Genomic DNA, 16,570 nt, shown 5'->3' with positions numbered 1-16,570 from the left:
GGCGGAAAGCCGTCGGTGCGCGACATGTTCGAGGGCGTCTACGCCGAGATGCCGCCGCATCTGAGGCGCCAGCGCCAGCAGGCGGGAGTTTAGGGGCATGGTCGGCATTTGCGGAATCGTGGGCAGGACAGAGGGGGGTGCGAAGAGGCGCCGTCTCTCGACACATGGCAACAGTCTCTTCACCTCGCGCGGAGGCTTTCTGATGCCCCGCAAAACCATGATCGAGGCGATCCGCGACGCCATGGACGTGTCCATGGGCCGCGACGAGCGCGTCGTCGTCTTCGGCGAGGATGTCGGCTATTTCGGCGGCGTCTTCCGCTGCACCGCCGGCCTCCAGCAGAAATACGGCAAAACGCGCTGCTTCGACGCGCCGATCAGCGAGCTCGGCATCGTCGGAGCCGCCATCGGCATGGCCGCCTACGGGCTGCGCCCCTGCGTCGAGGTGCAGTTCGCCGACTACGTCTACCCGGCCTACGACCAGATCGTGTCGGAGGCGGCGCGCCTGCGCTACCGCTCCAACGGCGAGTTCACCTGCCCGATCGTCATCCGCATGCCGACCGGCGGCGGCATCTTCGGCGGCCAGACGCACAGCCAGAGCCCGGAGGCGCTGTTCACCCACGTCTCCGGCCTGAAGGTGGTCGTGCCGTCCAACCCGGCCGACGCCAAGGGTCTGCTCATCGCCTCGATCGAGGATCCCGACCCGGTGATTTTTCTCGAGCCGAAGCGGCTCTACAACGGCCCCTTCGACGGCCATCATGAAAAACCGGTGACGCCGTGGTCGAAGCATGCGCTCGGCGAGGTGGCTGATGGCCACTATGCCGAGCCGCTCGGCAAGGCGGCGATCCGGAGGGCCGGATCGCAGCTCACCGTGCTCGCCTACGGCACCATGGTCTATGTCGCCGAGGCGGCGGCGGAGGAGACCGGCATCGACGCCGAGATCATCGACTTGAGGACGCTTCTGCCGCTCGACCTCGACGCCATCGTCGCGTCGGTGCAGAAGACCGGCCGCTGCACCGTCGTGCACGAGGCGACGCTGACCTCCGGCTTTGGCGCCGAGCTGGCGGCGCTGGTGCAGCGCCACTGCTTCTATCACCTCGAAGCGCCGGTGATGCGGGTGACCGGCTGGGACACGCCCTATCCGCATGCGCAGGAATGGGACTATTTCCCGGGCCCGGCGCGTGTCGGCCGGGCGTTCGTCGAGACGATGGAGGCGTGACCGTGGCCGAGCACGTCATAAAACTTCCCGATGTGGGCGAGGGCGTCGCCGAGGCCGAGCTGGTCGAATGGCACGTCAAGATAGGCGACCTGGTGCGCGAGGACTCGCTGCTGGCTGCCGTCATGACGGACAAGGCGACCGTCGAGATTCCTTCCCCGGTCGAGGGCGAGATCGTGTGGCTGGGCGGCGAGATCGGCGAGACCATCGCCGTCGGCTCGCCGATCGTGCGGCTGAAGGTGGCGGGCGACGGCAATGCAGCGGCCGGGGCGGCCAGGGAGGTCAAGCCCGAACCGGCTGCCTCGCGCGCCAAGAATACCCCCACCCCTGACCCCTCCCCTCAAGGGGGAGGGGGACCACCCGCCGCCGCGGCAGGCAAACCGCAACGGCCGGTTTCCGCGGACGGCGAGGGCACGCAAACCGGATCCCCCTCCCCCTTGAGGAGAGGGGTCAGGGGTGGGGGTGTTGCGGCAAAACCCGCCACCGCCGGCGCGCCGCGCCCCGAGGGTGAAAAGCCGCTGGCCTCGCCGGCCGTGCGGCTGCGCGCCCGCGAGACCGGCATCGACCTGCGCCAGGTGCCGGGCACCGGACCGGCCGGCCGCATCACCCATGAAGACCTCGACGGCTTCCTGGCCCGCGGGCCGCAGCCTGCCCGCCCTGCCGGGCTTGCGCAGGATACGTCGGTGCAGGAGATCAAGGTCGTCGGGCTGCGCAGGAAGATCGCCGAGAAGATGGCGCTGGCGAAGGCGCGCATCCCGCACATCACCTATGTCGAGGAGATCGACGTCACCGCGCTGGAGGAGCTGCGCGCCGCGCTCAACAAGGAGAAGCGCCCGGACCGGCCGAAGCTGACCATCCTGCCGTTCCTGATGCGGGCGATGGTCAAGGCGGTGAAGGAGCAGCCCGGCATCAACGCGCTGTTCGACGACGAGGCCGGCGTCATCCACCGCCACGGCGCCGTGCATGTCGGCATCGCCGCGCAGACGCCGTCCGGGCTCGTCGTGCCGGTGGTGCGTCATGCCGAGGCGCGCGACCTGTTCGACTGTGCGGCGGAGGTCAATCGGCTGGCGGAGGCCGCCAAGGCGGGCATTGCGACGCGGGAAGAACTTTCCGGCTCCACCATCACCATAAGCTCGCTCGGCGCCATGGGCGGCGTCGCCACCACGCCGGTGATCAACCATCCGGAAGTGGCGATCGTCGGCGTCAACAAGATCATGGTGCGGCCGGTCTGGGACGGCACGCAGTTCATCCCGCGCAAGATGATGAACCTCTCCTCCTCCTTCGACCACCGCGTCGTCGACGGCTGGGACGCCGCAGTCTTCGTCCAGCGCATCAAGGCGCTGCTGGAAACGCCGGCGCTGATCTTCGTGGAGGGGTGAGGGATGATTTCTCGGTCAGCATCGCGTTCCTTCGCACCCCCCTCTGTCCTGAGCTTGTCGAATGGGCCGGACATCTCCCCCGCAAGGGGGGAGATTGAGACGGCCGCTTTCGCTTCGCCAATCGTCAACGTTACAGGCGAGACGGCGAGGCCGACACTGCCAATCTCCCCCCTTGCGGGGGAGATGTCCGGCAGGACAGAGGGGGGTGGGACGGAGCGCAGCGTCGGACCATTCCGGCAGGAGCACCGCCCATGAAAGAAATCTCCTGCAAGCTCCTCGTGGTCGGCGCCGGGCCGGGCGGCTATGTCTCGGCCATCCGCGCCGGTCAGCTCGGCATCGACACCGTCATCGTCGAGGCGAAGAAGCCGGGCGGCACCTGCCTCACCATCGGCTGCATCCCATCCAAGGCTCTGATCCACGCGGCCGAGGAATTCGACATCGTCCGCAGGGCGGCGTCGAACGGCAACGGCCTGCTCGGCATCTCGGCGGCGTCGCCGGCGATCGACCTGGCAAAGACGGTCGCCTGGAAGGACGGCATCGTCGGGCGGCTCACCAGCGGCGTCAGCGGCCTTCTGAAGAAGGCGCGCGTCAAGACCGTGCATGGCTGGGCAAGATTCCGCGACGGCAAGACGGTCGAGGTCGAGACCGAGACCGGTATTCAGGTGATCCGCGCCGAGACGATCGTCATCGCCACCGGCTCGGTGCCGGTGGAGCTGCCGTCGCTGCCGTTCGGTGGAGCGGTGATCTCCTCCACCGAGGCGCTGTCGCTGAAGAAGGTGCCGGGCAGCCTCGCGGTGGTCGGCGCCGGCTATATCGGGCTGGAACTCGGCATCGCCTATGCCAAGCTCGGATCGAAGGTGACGGTGGTCGAGGCGACCGACCGCATCCTGCCGCTCTACGACAGCGAGCTGGCGAAGCCGGTCGCCAAGCGGCTCGCCGCGCTCGGCGTAGAGGTGCTGCTCGGCGCCAAGGCGCAAGGTCTTGCCGGGGCAGGCGACCTGACCATCGCCGGCGCCGACGGCACGGAGCGCCGGCTGGCGGCGGAGCAGATTCTCGTCGCGGTGGGGCGCAAGCCGGCCGTCGAAGGCTGGGGCCTGGAGGAGCTCGATCTCGCCCGCGCCGGCGCCTTCATCCGGATCGACGACCAGTGCCGCACCTCCATGCGCGGCATCTTCGCCATCGGCGACGTCACCGGCGAGCCGATGCTGGCGCACCGCGCGATGGCGCAGGGCGAGATGGTGGCGGAGATCGTCGCCGGCCACAAAAGGAGCTGGGACAAGCGCTGCATCCCGGCGATCTGCTTCACCGATCCGGAAGTGGTGAGCGCCGGCCTGTCGCCTGATGAAGCGAAGGCTACGGGACGCGAGCTCAAGATCGGCCTATTCCCGTTCTCCGCCAACGGCCGCGCCATGACCAGGCATGGCGAGGACGGCTTCGTCCGGGTGGTGGCGCGCGCCGACAACCACGTCGTGCTCGGCATCCAGGCGGTCGGTCAGGGCGTGTCGGAGCTTGCCGCCGCCTTCGGCATGGCGATCGAGATGGGCGCCCGGCTGGAGGACATCGCCGGCACCATCCACGCCCATCCGACCCAGGGCGAGGCCTTCCAGGAGGCGGCGCTGAAGGCGCTCGGCCAGGCGCTGCATATCTGAGTGGTCGACGCTTACCGTACCGGCCACACGAGCATCAGCAGCGGCACGGCTGCCAGCACGACGATCACCGACAGCGGCAGGCCGAGCCGCGGATAGTCGGAGAACCTGTAGCCGCCGGGTCCCATCACCAGCGTGTTGCACTGGTGGCCGATCGGCGTGAGGAAGTCGCAGCCGGCGCCGATCGCCACGGCCATCAGGAAGGCCTCCGGCCTGAAGCCGAGGCCGGAGGCGAAGCCGGCGGCGATCGGCGCCATGACCAGCACGGTGGCCGCATTGTTGAGGAACGGCGTCACCGCCATCGCCGTCACCAGGATCAGCGCCAGCGCGCCATAGGCTGGCAGCCCGGCGGCGACATCGGCCAGCACCGCCGCCAGCACGTCGGTGGCGCCGGTGGTGCGCAGCGAATCGCTGACCGGGATCAGCGCCGCCAGCATGACGAGGATCGGACCGTCGACCGCGCCATAGGCTTCGCGCAGCGGCACGACCCGGAACAGCAGCATGGCCACCGCCGCCGCGAAGAAGGCCACCGGCACCGGCAGCAAGCCGAGCGCGGTCGTGCCCATGGCCGCCACCAGGATCGCCACCGGCACGGCGCCGCGCCGGGCGCTGCCGATCAGCAGCGGCCGCTCGGCCAGCGGCAGCAGATGGAACTCGCGCAGGAAATCCGGCAGGTCGGCCTGGTTGCCCTGCAGCAGGATGACGTCGCCGAGGCGGAACACGATCGTGCCGGGGTCGCGGTCGAGCCGCTCGCCGCGCCTGCTCACCGCCAGCAGGTTGATGTTGAAGCGGTGATAGAGCAGCAGATCCTGCGCCGACCAGCCGAGCAGGCTGGAGCCCTCGCCGATGACCGCCTCGATCGCCATGATCTCCGCCGCGCGGTCGGCGCTGCTCAGCGTCCTGTCGCCGGTGATGTTGAGCTTCGCCTGCGCCACAAGCCGGTCGAGCGCCTGCGGGTCGCCCTCGATGATGAGGCGGTCGCCGCTGCGCAGCACGGCGTCGGGAAAGGGCGTGATCCTGAGGCCCCCGTCCCGGACGATGGAGGTGATCACCGCCTCGCCCGCCGCGATCTTGAGCAGATCGCCGACCGTCTTGCCGGCGACAGCCGAACCATCCGTGACCTTGGCCTCCGCGACATAGTTCTTGATGTCGAGCGCATGATGCACCGACGCGTCCTGGCGGGTGCGATCGGGAAGGATCCAATAGAACAGCACCAGGAACGCCATGCCGACTGCTGTCAGCGACAGGCCCACCGGCGTGAAGTCGAACATGGTGAAGCTCTCGCCGGTGATCTCCTCGCGCAGCCGCGACACGACGATGTTGGGCGATGTTCCGATCTGCGTCATCAGCCCTCCGAGCAGCGCGGCGAAGGCCATCGGCATCAGGAAGACGGAGGGCGAGGCGCCGGAGCGCCGCGCGAACTGGAAGGCGATCGGGATCATGATCGCCAGCGCGCCGATGTTCTTGACGAAGGCCGACAGCAGCGCGACGACGATCACCAGCAGCGCCAGTTGCGCCCGCACGGAGGAGAGGTTCGGCGCGAAGCGCTGGATCGCCAGTTCCATGATGCCGCTGCGCGCGACCCCGGCGCTGACCAGCAGCGCGCTGCCGACGATGATGACGATGTCGTCGCTGAAGCCGCTGAACGCCTTGTCGAGCGGGACGACCCCGACGGCGAGCGCGGCGAGCAGCGACAGCGCGGCGACGAGATCATAGCGGAAGCGGCCCCAGATGAAGGTCGCCATCATCAGGACGATGACGGCGACCGAAAGCGTCTGCGGCCATGTCAGCACCGGTATCCCCTGTTGCAGCGGACATCCCCAAACGCCCGGCGCCCGACTTCGTTGCGGTCGTCCGGCCCGGGCGGGGCGAGGGTACCGCTCGCGATCGGACCGCTACCGCGCGATTGTTCACCCATAGCCGACGTTTTGGTGGATGCCACGGCGAAAGCGGTTTGCCGGGGGGCGGAATCGGTTAAAATGGGTGCGGGGGAGGTTGCTCGCGTCGCGATGGCGGCAGGGCAGCCTCCCTCGGCCTATTGGATATCACCGCGGTCGGACCTACGAGCTCGCGGTTCAGAAACGACGGGAGGAAGCATGAACTGGCAACGGCATGCCCTTTGCCGACATGGGCTGGTACTGGCCACGGTTCTCATGCTGGCGCCTGGCATGCCGGCGCAGGCGGCTTCGCTCGCGCAGGCGAGCGGCGAGTTGTGGTCGGACAAGCCGAAGCGCGTGGAGACCGTCGATCCCTCGCTCGAGCGTCTGCCGGCGAAGCCGGCACAGAACTCCGCGGTCAAGCCGGACCGCTATCCGCTGAAGCTCAAACGCGCGGTGCCCTACCAGGTCATCGACAGCGTCAGCTTCATGCAGGAGGGCAGGAAATACCGTCTGGCCGATCTCGAGCCGATCCCCACGGCCAAGACCTGCCGGTCGGCGGACGGCCAGCGCTGGGCCTGCGGCCTGCGCGCCCGCGTCGCGCTCAACCGGCTGCTCGGCGGCAATCTGGTCCGCTGCGCTCCGCATGGCGAGCGCGACGGCTTTCTGCTCGTGGAATGCGTGCGCAGCGGCGACAAGGACATAGGCGGCTCGCTCGCCGCCGCCGGCTTCGCGCTGGCGCCGAAGGGAAAGGCGCGCTACCGCGACGAAGAGGAAGACGCGCGCCGGCAGAAGTCCGGCATCTGGGCGGACACGGCCGCTGCCAATTAGACCGAAGTGGCCCGGGCCACCCGCTCAGGCGCCGCGGCCGACATTGATGACGGCCGGCTCCCAACCGTCGCCAGCGGCGACGATGCAGCTCTCGCCGGTCACGCTGGTCATCACCAGGGTCCAGGTGCCGCCCTCGGAGGCATAGATTTCCATGATCGCCTCGTCGCCGACACGGCCATAGGCGGACTGACGCTCCTGGTAGTCGCGGGCGAGCCCCGCCTGCAGCTCGTCATGGGCGAAGCAGGCGCCCTGGACACGTTGCTGCTGGGCCTGCGAGCCCGACATTCCGGTGGCGAAGACCAAGCCGGCGGCGGCAAGGCCGCCAAGCGCCAGCGTCGCAAGTTTGGCTGAGGGTTTCCGTGCCATGGGCACCTCCTGTGCCGCCGCGTTCCGCGCGGCGGGCAGCCGGCGGCTCACGGCAGGGACGATCCGGGCCGATAGGCCGGCGCCCGTACGGCGCCGGTGCAGGGGAACGTGCCGGTCTCCGATAAGGTTCCACCGGCGGAGGAGGACGGCCGTACGGCAAAGGTTCGCTGGCAGGGCTGCGATCTCATGAACCATGCGTCGTCGCGCTTCTTCCTTCCCCAACTGCCGGAAGGCGCCTGAGTTTTGCAGAGGATATAGCTCGCGACGGTCGAGCAGCCGTCCGCCGCGTCGATTCAGCTTAGCGACAGATCATCGCAACGGGCTGGATCGCCGGCGTGCCGGAGTCGTGCGGCGCGCGATCCACCCGCCGATCACCACGAACAGGGTGGCCGCCACCGTCACCAGCGCCGCCAGGCCGAGCCAGTGCGCCTCGCCGAGCTCGCCGAACTGCTCCGCGCCCCTGGCGGTAAGCCAGCCCGGCGCGAGCATCATCGGCGCCCAGATGACGGCCGACGCAATGTTGGCTGCCTGGAAACGCCGCTGCTCCATGCCCATCATGCCGGCGACGAGCGGCACGGTGCAGCGCAGCGGTCCGAAGAAGCGGCCGAAGAAGACGGCCATGAAGCCGTACTTCCGGAAGAACAGGCGGACCCGGGCGACGCGCTCGCGATAGTGCCTGAGCGGCCATCTGTGGACCACGCTCGGGCCAAGCCATTGGCCGATCACGTAGGACACGACGTCGCCGAGCACCGCGCCGACGACGGCGCCGGCCAGCACCGGCACGGGGTCGATCAGGCCGCCGCCAATCAGCCCTCCGACGACCAGCATGAGGCCGGTCGCGGGAATGACGAGCCCAAGCAGGACGATGGATTCGCCGAAGGCGATCAGGCCGACGATCAGGCCCGCCCAGGCCTGATGCGTGCGGATGAAGGTCTCTGTCGTTTCCAGCAGGCTTTCCAAGGCAAGGGCTCCGGGTGGGTGGCGGCTATCGGTGGGAACGGACCGGTGTCATGGAATGGCCGTCGGGTGGGAGGTAGTGTCTCCGGCCACTCGCTTGTAGGGCAAAATCCCTACCGGGTGGTATCGGATGCTGTCGGCCGTCAATCCGCGGCGGCTTCGCCGTCCCGGATTCCTGCGGGATTTCGAGATGGTCGTCGGGTGTGCGGCAGCTTGAACCGCAAGGGCCGTCATGGAAAAGGCGCCGGGAGCCCGAACTCCCGGCGCCTTTTCAAAGGTCGGCGTGACGGCGCGCGACGCGCGGGCGCCCCGCGTCAATTCATCGTCGGGATGACGAACTCCGCGCCTTCCTTGACCCCGGACGGCCAGCGCGAGGTGACCGTCTTGGTCTTGGTGTAGAAGCGGAAGGCGTCGGGGCCGTGCTGATTGAGGTCGCCGAAGCCGGAACCCTTCCAGCCGCCGAAGGTGTAGTAGGCGATCGGCACCGGGATCGGCACGTTGATGCCGACCATGCCGACCTGCACCTTTGCCGCGAAGTCGCGGGCGGCGTCGCCGTCGCGGGTGAAGATGGCGACGCCGTTGCCGTATTCATGCTCGTTGGGCAGGCGCAGCGCCTCCTCGTAGTTCTTCGCCCGCACCACCGACAACACCGGGCCGAAAATCTCTTCCTTGTAGATGCGCATGTCGGCGGTCACGTCGTCGAACAGGCAGCCGCCCATGTAGTAGCCGTTCTCGTAGCCCTGCATCTTGAAGCCGCGGCCGTCGACGACGAGCTTGGCGCCTTCCTCGACGCCGAGATCGACGTAACCCTTGACGCGGTCCAGCGCCTGCTTGGTCACCAGCGGGCCGAAATCGGCCGAGGCGTCGGTGGACGGGCCGACCTTGAGGCTCTCGACGCGCGGGATCAGCCGCTCGATCAGGCGGTCGGCGGTCTCCTTGCCGACCGGCACGGCGACCGAGATCGCCATGCAGCGCTCGCCGGCCGAGCCGTAGCCGGCGCCGATGAGCGCATCGACCGTCTGGTCCATGTCGGCGTCGGGCATGATGATCATGTGGTTCTTGGCGCCGCCGAAGCACTGCACGCGCTTGCCGGCCGCGCAGCCGCGCGAATAGATGTATTCGGCGATCGGCGTCGAGCCGACGAAGCCGACGGCCTTGACGTCGAGGTCGTCGAGGATGGCGTCGACCACCTCCTTGTCGCCGTTGACGACGTTCAAAATACCGGCCGGCAGTCCGGCCTCGATGAACAGCTCGGCGATCCTGAGCGGCACGCCCGGATCGCGCTCCGACGGCTTCAGGATGAAGGCGTTGCCGCAGGCGATGGCCGGCGCGATCTTCCACAGCGGGATCATGGCCGGGAAGTTGAACGGGGTGATGCCGGCGACCACGCCCAGCGCCTGGCGCATCGAATAGACGTCGATGCCGGGACCGGCGCCGTCGGTGAACTCGCCCTTCATCATGTGCGGGGCGCCGATGCACACCTCGACCACTTCCAGTCCGCGCTGGATGTCGCCCTTGGCGTCGGCGATGGTCTTGCCGTGCTCGCGCGCCAGGATGTCGGCCAGCGCGTCGTATTCGCGATTGGCGAGTTCGAGGAACTTCATCAGCACGCGCACGCGGCGCTGCGGGTTGGTGGCGGCCCAGGCCGGCTGCGCCGCCTTGGCGTTCTCCACCGCGGCGCGCAGCTCGGCCTTGGAGGCGAGCGCGACCGTGCCGCGCACCGTGCCGTCCATGGGCTGCATCACGTCCTGCTTGCGGCCGCTGGTGCCGGCGACGTGCTTGCCGCCGATGAAATGGCCATATTCGATCATGGTTTCGCTCCCTGGAATTAGGTGCCTGCATTGTCGGTCTTTACGCGGACGATGGCAACGCGAGGGAAATCGCAGCCGTTGTGCGGAAATTGATAGGCCACTTTGATCGGCCACGAATTTTCGCATATATAGCGGATTTGATGCTTGCGCTCCTCCGCACCCCCCTCTGTCCTGCCGGACATCTCCCCCGCAAGGGGGGAGATTGGCAGTTTCGCGCTCGGCACCTTTCCTGCAACCGTGGCGATTGGCGAAACAAAAGCGGCCGGCGTAATCTCCCCCCTTGCGGGGGAGATGTCCGGCAGGACAGAGGGGGTGCGGAGGAGCGCAACCTTCGCCCAACGAGGATGCCGTCCCATGAACTGGGATGACGTGCGCATCTTCCTCGCCGTCGCCCGCGCCGGGCAGATCCTCGGCGCGGCGAAGCGGCTCGACCTCAACCACGCCACCGTGTCGCGGCGCGTCGCCGCGCTGGAGGAGGCGCTCAGGACAAAACTGTTTCGCCGGCTCACCACCGGCAGCGAGCTGACGCCGGCCGGCGAGCGCCTTCTCAGCGTTGCCGAGCGCATGGAGGCGGAGATGATCACCGCCCGCGCCGAGGTGGCGGGCGAGGGCGACGCCGTCTCCGGCACCGTGCGCATCGGCGCGCCGGACGGTTTCGGCGTCGCCTTCCTGGCGCCGCGGCTCGGCCAGCTCACAGAGCTTCATCCGGAACTCAGGATCCAGCTGGTGCCGGTGCCACGCTCCTTCTCGCTGTCGCGGCGCGAGGCCGACATCGCCATCACCACGGAGCGGCCGACCGAGGGCCGGCTGGTGGCCGTCAAGCTTGTCGACTATTCGCTCGGCCTGTTCGCCGCGCGCGCCTATGCCGAGGCGCGCGGTCTGCCCGACGATGCGGCCGGGCTTTCGGCGCACCGGCTGGTCGGCTACGTGCCCGACCTCGTGTTCAGCCCGACGCTCGACTATGCCAGCGAGTTCAGCCCGCACTGGGAGAGCCGCTTCGCCATCTCCTCGGCGCTCGGCCAGGTGGAGGCGGTGCGCTCGGGCGCCGGCATCGGCATCCTGCACACCTTCATCGCCCGCCGCCATGCCGACCTCGTCGAGGTCGCCGCCGCGCCGCCGATCCGCCGCGCCTACTGGCTGGTCTATCACGAATCGATGCGCGGCCTGTCGCGCATCCAGGCGGTGGCCGGCTTCATCGCCCAGGCCGTGGAGAAGGAGCGGGCGCTGTTCGTCTGAGGGTTGCGGCCGGTCGCCTCTTCACGATCCCGCGATCAGTTTGAGCCAGCCTTGTTGATCCCCGCCGGCGGTCCTACGTGCGCGAATAGCTACGCCTCGACCCTGTCGTTTGGCCAGCCAGCCGAGGCGGAATGCGACAGCCCATCTTCGAATTCTATTTCCTTCCATCTGGAGAATAAGAATGGTCGCTTTCACCCTCAATGGCGAGGCGCGAAGCCTCGACGCCGACCCGCAAATGCCCCTGTTGTGGGCGATCCGTGACATTGTCGGCCTGACCGGCACGAAATTCGGCTGCGGCATGGCACAATGCGGCGCCTGCACCGTCCATATCGACGGCGTGGCGACGCGCTCCTGCCAGACCATGGTCGGCGACATCGAAGGCGCCAGCATCACCACCATCGAGGGCCTGGCCGGCAAGGTCGGCGAGACCGTCCAGGCTGTCTGGGCCGATCTCGACGTGCCGCAATGCGGCTACTGCCAGTCCGGGCAGATCATGTCGGCCACGGCGCTGCTTGCCGAGACGCCGAAACCCAACGACGACGACATCGATGCGGCGATGAGCGGCAATCTCTGCCGCTGCGCCACCTATCAGCGCATCCGCGCCGCGATCCACGAAGCCGCCCACCGCCTGGAGGCCTGAGCCATGCTGCAATCCCGCATCGATCCCAGCAGCGTGCGGCCGAGCCGCCGCCAGTTCCTGCTAGGCACCGCCGCGGCGGCCGCCGGCCTCGCCGTCGGCTACCGCCTCCTTGCCGCCGAACCGGCCGGCGCGCAGCCAGCGCCGGCGGCGGCCGACGCCGGCAATCCGTTCCAGACCTATGTCGAGATCACGCCGGAGAGCCGGATCGTCATCCGCTCGTCGCAATTCGAGATGGGGCAGGGCTCCTATTTCGGCATCGCCACCCTGGTCATGGAAGAGCTCGACGGCGACTGGAAGCAGGTCGACGTCGTCGGCGGCTCCGGCAATCCGGCGCTCTACGGCAATCTGGCCTGGGGCGGCGTCGCCCAGGGCACCGGCGGCTCCACCTCCATGACCTCGTCCTGGGAGCGCTACCGCAAGGCCGGCGCCGCGGCGCGCGCCATGCTTGTCGCGGCCGCGGCGAAGCAGTGGAACGTGCCCGAAGCCGAGATCGCGGTCGCCGCCGGCGTCGTTTCGCACGGGTCGGACAAGCGCGCCAGCTTCGGCGAATTGGCCGCCGCGGCTGCCGAGCTGCCGGCGCCGCAGGACGTGCCGCTGAAATCCCGCGACAAGTGGACCCAGATCGGTTCGGACACGCTCAAGCGCTACGATTCCCCCGGCAAGGCCAACGGCACCCAGCCCTACACGATCGACGTGAAGATGGACGGGCTGCTCACCGCCGTGATGATCCACCCGCCGAAGTTCGGGGCGACGGTGAAAAGCTTCGACGCCGGCAAGGCCAAGGCGCTAGACGGCGTGGTCGAGGTGGTCGAGACGCCGCGCGGCATCGCGGTCGTCGCCACCAACATGTGGACGGCACTGCGGGGTCGCGACGCGGTCACCGTCGAATGGGACGAGTCGAAAGCCGAGACGCGCGGCACCGCCGAGATCATGGCGGAGTACAACCGGCTCGCCGACGGTCCGCCGGCGGCCAGCGCCCGCGACGACGGCGACGCGGCGGCGGCGCTCGCAAGCGCCGCCAAGGTGGTCGAGGGGCACTACGAGTTCCCCTATCTGGTGCATGCGTCGATCGAGCCGCTCAACGCGGTCGCCCGCATCGGCGAAGACGGCAGCGTCGACATATGGGGCGGCCACCAGATGCCGGACCTCTACCAGGCGATCGCCGCGCAGGTGGCGGGAACCACGCCGGACAAGATCCGACTGCACGTCCTGAAGACCGGCGGCAGCTTCGGCCGGCGCGCCGTCTCCGACGGCGACCTCATCGTCGAGTCGGTCGCGGTGGCCAAGGCGCTCGGCCCCGGCAGACCGGTCAAGGTGCAGTGGACCCGCGAGAACGACATGCGCGGCGGCCGCTACCGGCCGGCCTATGTGCATGCCGTCAGGGGCGGCCTCGACAAGGACGGCAAGCTCGTCGCGCTGTCCGACCACATCGTCGGCCAGTCGATCCTCGGCGGTTCGCCCTTCGCCGCGATGGTCGAGAACGGCGTCGACGCCACCTCGGTCGAGGGCGCCTCGAACCTGCCCTATGCGATCCCCAACGTGAAGGTCGACCTCACCACCACGGATGTGAATATTCCGGTGCTGTGGTGGCGCTCCGTCGGCTCGACCCACACCGCCTATGTGATCGAGACCTTCGTCGACGACCTCGCCGCCGCCGCCGGCCGCGATCCCGTCGAGTTCCGCCTGTCGATGCTGGATGCGCATCCGCGCCACGCGGGCGTGCTCAGGCTCGCGGCGGAAAAGGCCGGATGGGGCACGCCGCTGCCGGAAGGCCGCTTCCGCGGCGTGGCGCTGCACGAGAGTTTTGCCACCTATGTCGCGCAGGTCGTCGAGATCGCCTATCGCGGCGGCAACGATTTCACCGTCGAGCGGGTCGTCTGCGCGGTCGATTGCGGCATCGCCATCAACCCGGACCAGATTCGGGCGCAGATGGAAGGCGGCGTCGGCTTCGGCCTCGGCGCCATCCTGCAGGAGGAACTGACGCTGACCGGCGGCGTGGTCGACCAGGAGAACTACGACACCTACACGCCGCTGCGCATCGACCAGATGCCGAAGGTCGAGGTGCACATCGTCGCCTCCGACGAGCCGCCCACCGGCGTCGGCGAGCCCGGCGTGCCGCCGATCGGCCCGGCCGTCGCCAACGCGCTCAGGGCCGCTACCGGCCGCACGGTGCGCAAGCTGCCGATCGTGAAGAACCTGTCGGCGTAAGCCAGGACGCGCCCCCTCCACCGCCTTCGGCGGTCCCCCTCCCCCGTTTCGCAGAGGAGGATCCGGGCATTGCGGCCGGCCGCGCCCTTGATCCTCCCCCGTTTACGGGGGAGGGGGACCACGCGAAGCGTGGTGGAGGGGGCGTCCTGCCACCGACGGGAGCACGGCCAGCCCCGCGCCTCCACTCGAAACGCGAAGCGTGGTGGAGGGGGCGAACGGCCGCCTGGATTCGCTTCCTCGCTTTCCGGTATAAGCTCGATCGCCCCGTCGAGGGCGCGCTCGAGGCAGGGGGGATCGATGGAACAGGCAAGCCGTGTGATGTTCGCGGCCGCGGCGGCGCTGCTGGTGGCGCTCGCCATGGCGCTGATCGGCTATGCCGCCTATCAGCTGGTGAAGGCGCTGATGAACGCCAATCAGACGCTGGCGTCGGGCGATTTCGGCTACATCGTCATCGATGCGGTCGGCTATGTCGTCATCGCCATCGCCATCCTCGACGTCACCAAGCACATCTTCGACGAGGAGGTGCGCGACTGGCGCAACCGCGACCGCGAGTTCCTGCCGCGGGCGAGTTTCCACAAGTTCATCTCGATCATCTCGATCGCGGTCTTCCTGGAGGGCCTGGTGCTGGTCTTCAAGGTCTCGCAGGACGACATCCGGCTGCTGCTCTACCCGGTGCTGCTGCTGTTCGTCGCCGTTGCGATGATGATCGGGCTCGCCGTGTCGCAGCGCCTCGCCGGCCGTCATTGCGATGGCGACGGCGGACGGTAGGTGCACAATGGAGCACCGCCGGCTGCGTGTCCGACCCGCCGGCGCCGCCCCTCACTGTCCTGCCGGACATCTCTCCCGCACGCGGCATATGCCGATGATGACCGTCATTCCGGGGCCGCGCCGCGGAACCCGGAATCCAGAGCGTTGGTGTCGAAGGAAAAGCGAAACCTCGCAGATATCCAGGAATTTCGAGCAGCGTCGGCACTCTGGATTCCGGGTTCCGCTGCGCGGCCCCGGAATGACGACGCAGAGCTGTCTGCCCCTCCGATACAACTCATATCCGATAGCCCAGCCGCTTGCGGGGAGATGTCCGGCAGGACAGTGAGGGGCAGTGCGGGTGGACGAACAGTTCTGTCGTCGGCCGGACCCTACGCCGCGTAGCGGCTCAAGCCCAGCTCCTTCACGTCGATCTCCGGCGTCCCGCCGGAGATGATATCGGCCAACACACGGCCCGAGCCGCACGACATGGTCCAGCCCAGCGTGCCGTGGCCGGTGCTGAGATAGAGGTTGCCGTATTTCGTGCCGCCGATGATCGGCGGGCCGTCCGGCGTCATCGGCCGGAGCCCGCACCAGAACGTGGCGCCTTCCAGGTCGCCGCCCTGCGGGAACAGGTCGCCGACCGAATGCAGCAGCGTCGCCTTGCGGCTGTCGTGCAGGCGCAGGTCGAAGCCGGCGATCTCCGCCGTGCCGCCGGCGCGGATGCGGTTGCCCAGCCGGGTGATCGCCACCTTGTAGGTCTCGTCCATGACGGTCGACACCGGCGCGCCTCCCTCGTCGCCGATCGGCACGGTGATCGAATAGCCCTTGATCGGATAGACCGGCAGCGACAGGCCGAGCGGGCGCACCAGCTTCGGCGAATGGCTGCCCAGCGCCACGACATAGGCATCGGCGGTCAGCAGCCCGGCGCTGGTGGCGACGCCGGCGATCTTTCCGCCCTCGGCGACGATCCGCTCGATCGTCGTGCCGAATTTGAAGGTCACGCCGCGTCCCGCGGCATGCGAGGCGAGCCGCTCGGTGAACATCTGGCAGTCGCCAGTCTCGTCGCCCGGCAGGCGCAGGCCGCCGACGAATTTTCCCTTCACCCTGGCCAGAGCCGGCTCCGCGGCGATGCAGCCAGCCGGGTCCAGCACCTCGAACGGCACGCCGAACTGTTTCAGCACCTCGATGTCGCCGATGATCCCATCGAGCTGTTTTTGCGTGCGGAAAAGCTGCAGCGTGCCCTGGCTGCGCTCGTCATAGGCGATGCCGGTCGAGGCCCTGAGCTCGCGCAGGCAGTCGCGCGCATATTCGGCGATCGGCACCATGCGCGCCTTGTTGACCGAATAGCGCGCCGAGGTGCAGTTGCGCAGCATGCGGAACACCCAGCTCCACATGGCCGGATCGAGGGCGGGGCGGATCACCAGCGGGCCGTGCTTCATCAGGAGCCATTTGATCGCCTTGACCGGCACGCCGGGACCGGCCCAGGGCGAGGAGTAGCCGGGCGACACCTCGCCGGCATTGGCGAAGCTGGTCTCCAGCGCCGGTCCGCTCTGGCGGTCGACGACCGTCACCTCGTGGCCGGCCTCCGCGAGATAATGCGCGGCGGTCACGCCGATGACGCCGCTGCCGAGGATCAAGACTTTCATTGCCGCCCCAAAA

Annotated in this window: 13 protein-coding genes; 8 read left to right on the top strand and 5 right to left on the bottom strand. The window is 68.6% G+C overall.

Annotation, left to right across the window (positions count from 1 at the left end):
• The first annotated feature begins 202 nt into the window (after positions 1-202).
• From C7I84_RS15230 to lpdA, 3 genes are all read left to right on the top strand, one after another.
• Complete coding sequence (locus C7I84_RS15230) at positions 203-1,216, top strand: alpha-ketoacid dehydrogenase subunit beta (RefSeq protein WP_106773043.1); 1,014 nt, start codon at positions 203-205, stop codon at positions 1,214-1,216.
• A gap of 2 nt (positions 1,217-1,218) precedes the next feature.
• Positions 1,219-2,592, top strand: coding sequence for a dihydrolipoamide acetyltransferase family protein (locus C7I84_RS15225; RefSeq protein ID WP_106773042.1), 1,374 nt, complete (start codon positions 1,219-1,221; stop codon positions 2,590-2,592).
• Positions 2,593-2,843: 251 nt separating this feature from the next.
• The gene (gene lpdA / locus C7I84_RS15215) at positions 2,844-4,241 is read left to right on the top strand and encodes a dihydrolipoyl dehydrogenase (protein WP_106773040.1); all 1,398 of its coding nucleotides are present in this window, start codon (positions 2,844-2,846) and stop codon (positions 4,239-4,241) included.
• Between the two features lie 11 nt (positions 4,242-4,252).
• Here the strand turns inward: lpdA and C7I84_RS15210 are convergent, their stop codons facing one another.
• A complete protein-coding gene (locus tag C7I84_RS15210; protein ID WP_106773058.1) occupies positions 4,253-6,028 on the bottom strand; it encodes an SLC13 family permease in 1,776 nt (591 codons plus the stop codon).
• Between the two features lie 306 nt (positions 6,029-6,334).
• Between C7I84_RS15210 and C7I84_RS15205 the strand changes: the two genes are divergently transcribed.
• Positions 6,335-6,946 carry a thermonuclease family protein gene (locus tag C7I84_RS15205; protein ID WP_106773039.1) on the top strand — a complete coding sequence of 204 codons (612 nt, stop codon included), beginning with the start codon at positions 6,335-6,337 and terminating at the stop codon, positions 6,944-6,946.
• 24 nt (positions 6,947-6,970) lie between these two features.
• On the opposite strand, the gene C7I84_RS15200 is transcribed toward C7I84_RS15205, so the two are convergent.
• From C7I84_RS15200 to C7I84_RS15190, 3 genes are all read right to left on the bottom strand, one after another.
• Positions 6,971-7,312, bottom strand: coding sequence for a hypothetical protein (locus C7I84_RS15200; RefSeq protein ID WP_106773038.1), 342 nt, complete (start codon positions 7,310-7,312; stop codon positions 6,971-6,973).
• Positions 7,313-7,621: 309 nt separating this feature from the next.
• Positions 7,622-8,272 carry a DedA family protein gene (locus C7I84_RS15195; protein ID WP_106773037.1) on the bottom strand — a complete coding sequence of 217 codons (651 nt, stop codon included), beginning with the start codon at positions 8,270-8,272 and terminating at the stop codon, positions 7,622-7,624.
• 311 nt (positions 8,273-8,583) lie between these two features.
• Complete coding sequence (locus C7I84_RS15190; RefSeq protein ID WP_106773036.1) at positions 8,584-10,080, bottom strand: CoA-acylating methylmalonate-semialdehyde dehydrogenase; 1,497 nt, start codon at positions 10,078-10,080, stop codon at positions 8,584-8,586.
• A 354-nt stretch (positions 10,081-10,434) separates the two neighbouring features.
• Here C7I84_RS15190 and C7I84_RS15180 point away from each other — a divergent pair, with 354 nt between their 5' ends.
• The 4 genes from C7I84_RS15180 (at position 10,435) to C7I84_RS15165 (ending at position 14,932) form a co-directional block, all read left to right on the top strand.
• Complete coding sequence (locus C7I84_RS15180) at positions 10,435-11,316, top strand: LysR family transcriptional regulator (protein WP_106773035.1); 882 nt, start codon at positions 10,435-10,437, stop codon at positions 11,314-11,316.
• Positions 11,317-11,497: 181 nt separating this feature from the next.
• Complete coding sequence (locus C7I84_RS15175) at positions 11,498-11,956, top strand: (2Fe-2S)-binding protein (protein WP_106773034.1); 459 nt, start codon at positions 11,498-11,500, stop codon at positions 11,954-11,956.
• 3 nt (positions 11,957-11,959) lie between these two features.
• Complete coding sequence (locus C7I84_RS15170; RefSeq protein WP_106773033.1) at positions 11,960-14,164, top strand: xanthine dehydrogenase family protein molybdopterin-binding subunit; 2,205 nt, start codon at positions 11,960-11,962, stop codon at positions 14,162-14,164.
• A gap of 297 nt (positions 14,165-14,461) precedes the next feature.
• On the top strand, positions 14,462-14,932 hold the full coding sequence (locus tag C7I84_RS15165) for a GNAT family acetyltransferase (protein WP_133170104.1): 471 nt from the start codon (positions 14,462-14,464) through the stop codon (positions 14,930-14,932).
• Positions 14,933-15,300: 368 nt separating this feature from the next.
• Here the strand turns inward: C7I84_RS15165 and C7I84_RS15160 are convergent, their stop codons facing one another.
• The gene (locus tag C7I84_RS15160) at positions 15,301-16,557 is read right to left on the bottom strand and encodes a D-amino acid dehydrogenase (RefSeq protein ID WP_106773031.1); all 1,257 of its coding nucleotides are present in this window, start codon (positions 16,555-16,557) and stop codon (positions 15,301-15,303) included.
• Positions 16,558-16,570: the final 13 nt, after the last annotated feature.

It is taken from the genome of Kumtagia ephedrae (genome assembly GCF_003012745.1).
GTDB lineage: Bacteria > Pseudomonadota > Alphaproteobacteria > Rhizobiales > Rhizobiaceae > Kumtagia > Kumtagia ephedrae.
The sequence above is the reverse complement of the archived record's forward strand: the minus strand, read 5'-3'. Positions and strand labels throughout refer to the sequence as shown.

Bases quoted from the DNA above. Each gene is read 5' to 3' on its own strand.
- C7I84_RS15190 (WP_106773036.1), bottom strand. From the start codon at position 10,080: ATGATCGAATATGGCCATTTCATCGGCGGCAAGCACGTCGCCGGCACC.
- C7I84_RS15160 (WP_106773031.1), bottom strand. From the start codon at position 16,557: ATGAAAGTCTTGATCCTCGGCAGCGGCGTCATCGGCGTGACCGCCGCG.
- C7I84_RS15175 (WP_106773034.1), top strand. From the start codon at position 11,498: ATGGTCGCTTTCACCCTCAATGGCGAGGCGCGAAGCCTCGACGCCGAC.
- C7I84_RS15170 (WP_106773033.1), top strand. From the start codon at position 11,960: ATGCTGCAATCCCGCATCGATCCCAGCAGCGTGCGGCCGAGCCGCCGC.
- lpdA (WP_106773040.1), top strand. From the start codon at position 2,844: ATGAAAGAAATCTCCTGCAAGCTCCTCGTGGTCGGCGCCGGGCCGGGC.
- C7I84_RS15200 (WP_106773038.1), bottom strand. From the start codon at position 7,312: ATGGCACGGAAACCCTCAGCCAAACTTGCGACGCTGGCGCTTGGCGGC.
- C7I84_RS15180 (WP_106773035.1), top strand. From the start codon at position 10,435: ATGAACTGGGATGACGTGCGCATCTTCCTCGCCGTCGCCCGCGCCGGG.
- C7I84_RS15165 (WP_133170104.1), top strand. From the start codon at position 14,462: ATGGAACAGGCAAGCCGTGTGATGTTCGCGGCCGCGGCGGCGCTGCTG.
- C7I84_RS15230 (WP_106773043.1), top strand. From the start codon at position 203: ATGCCCCGCAAAACCATGATCGAGGCGATCCGCGACGCCATGGACGTG.
- C7I84_RS15205 (WP_106773039.1), top strand. From the start codon at position 6,335: ATGAACTGGCAACGGCATGCCCTTTGCCGACATGGGCTGGTACTGGCC.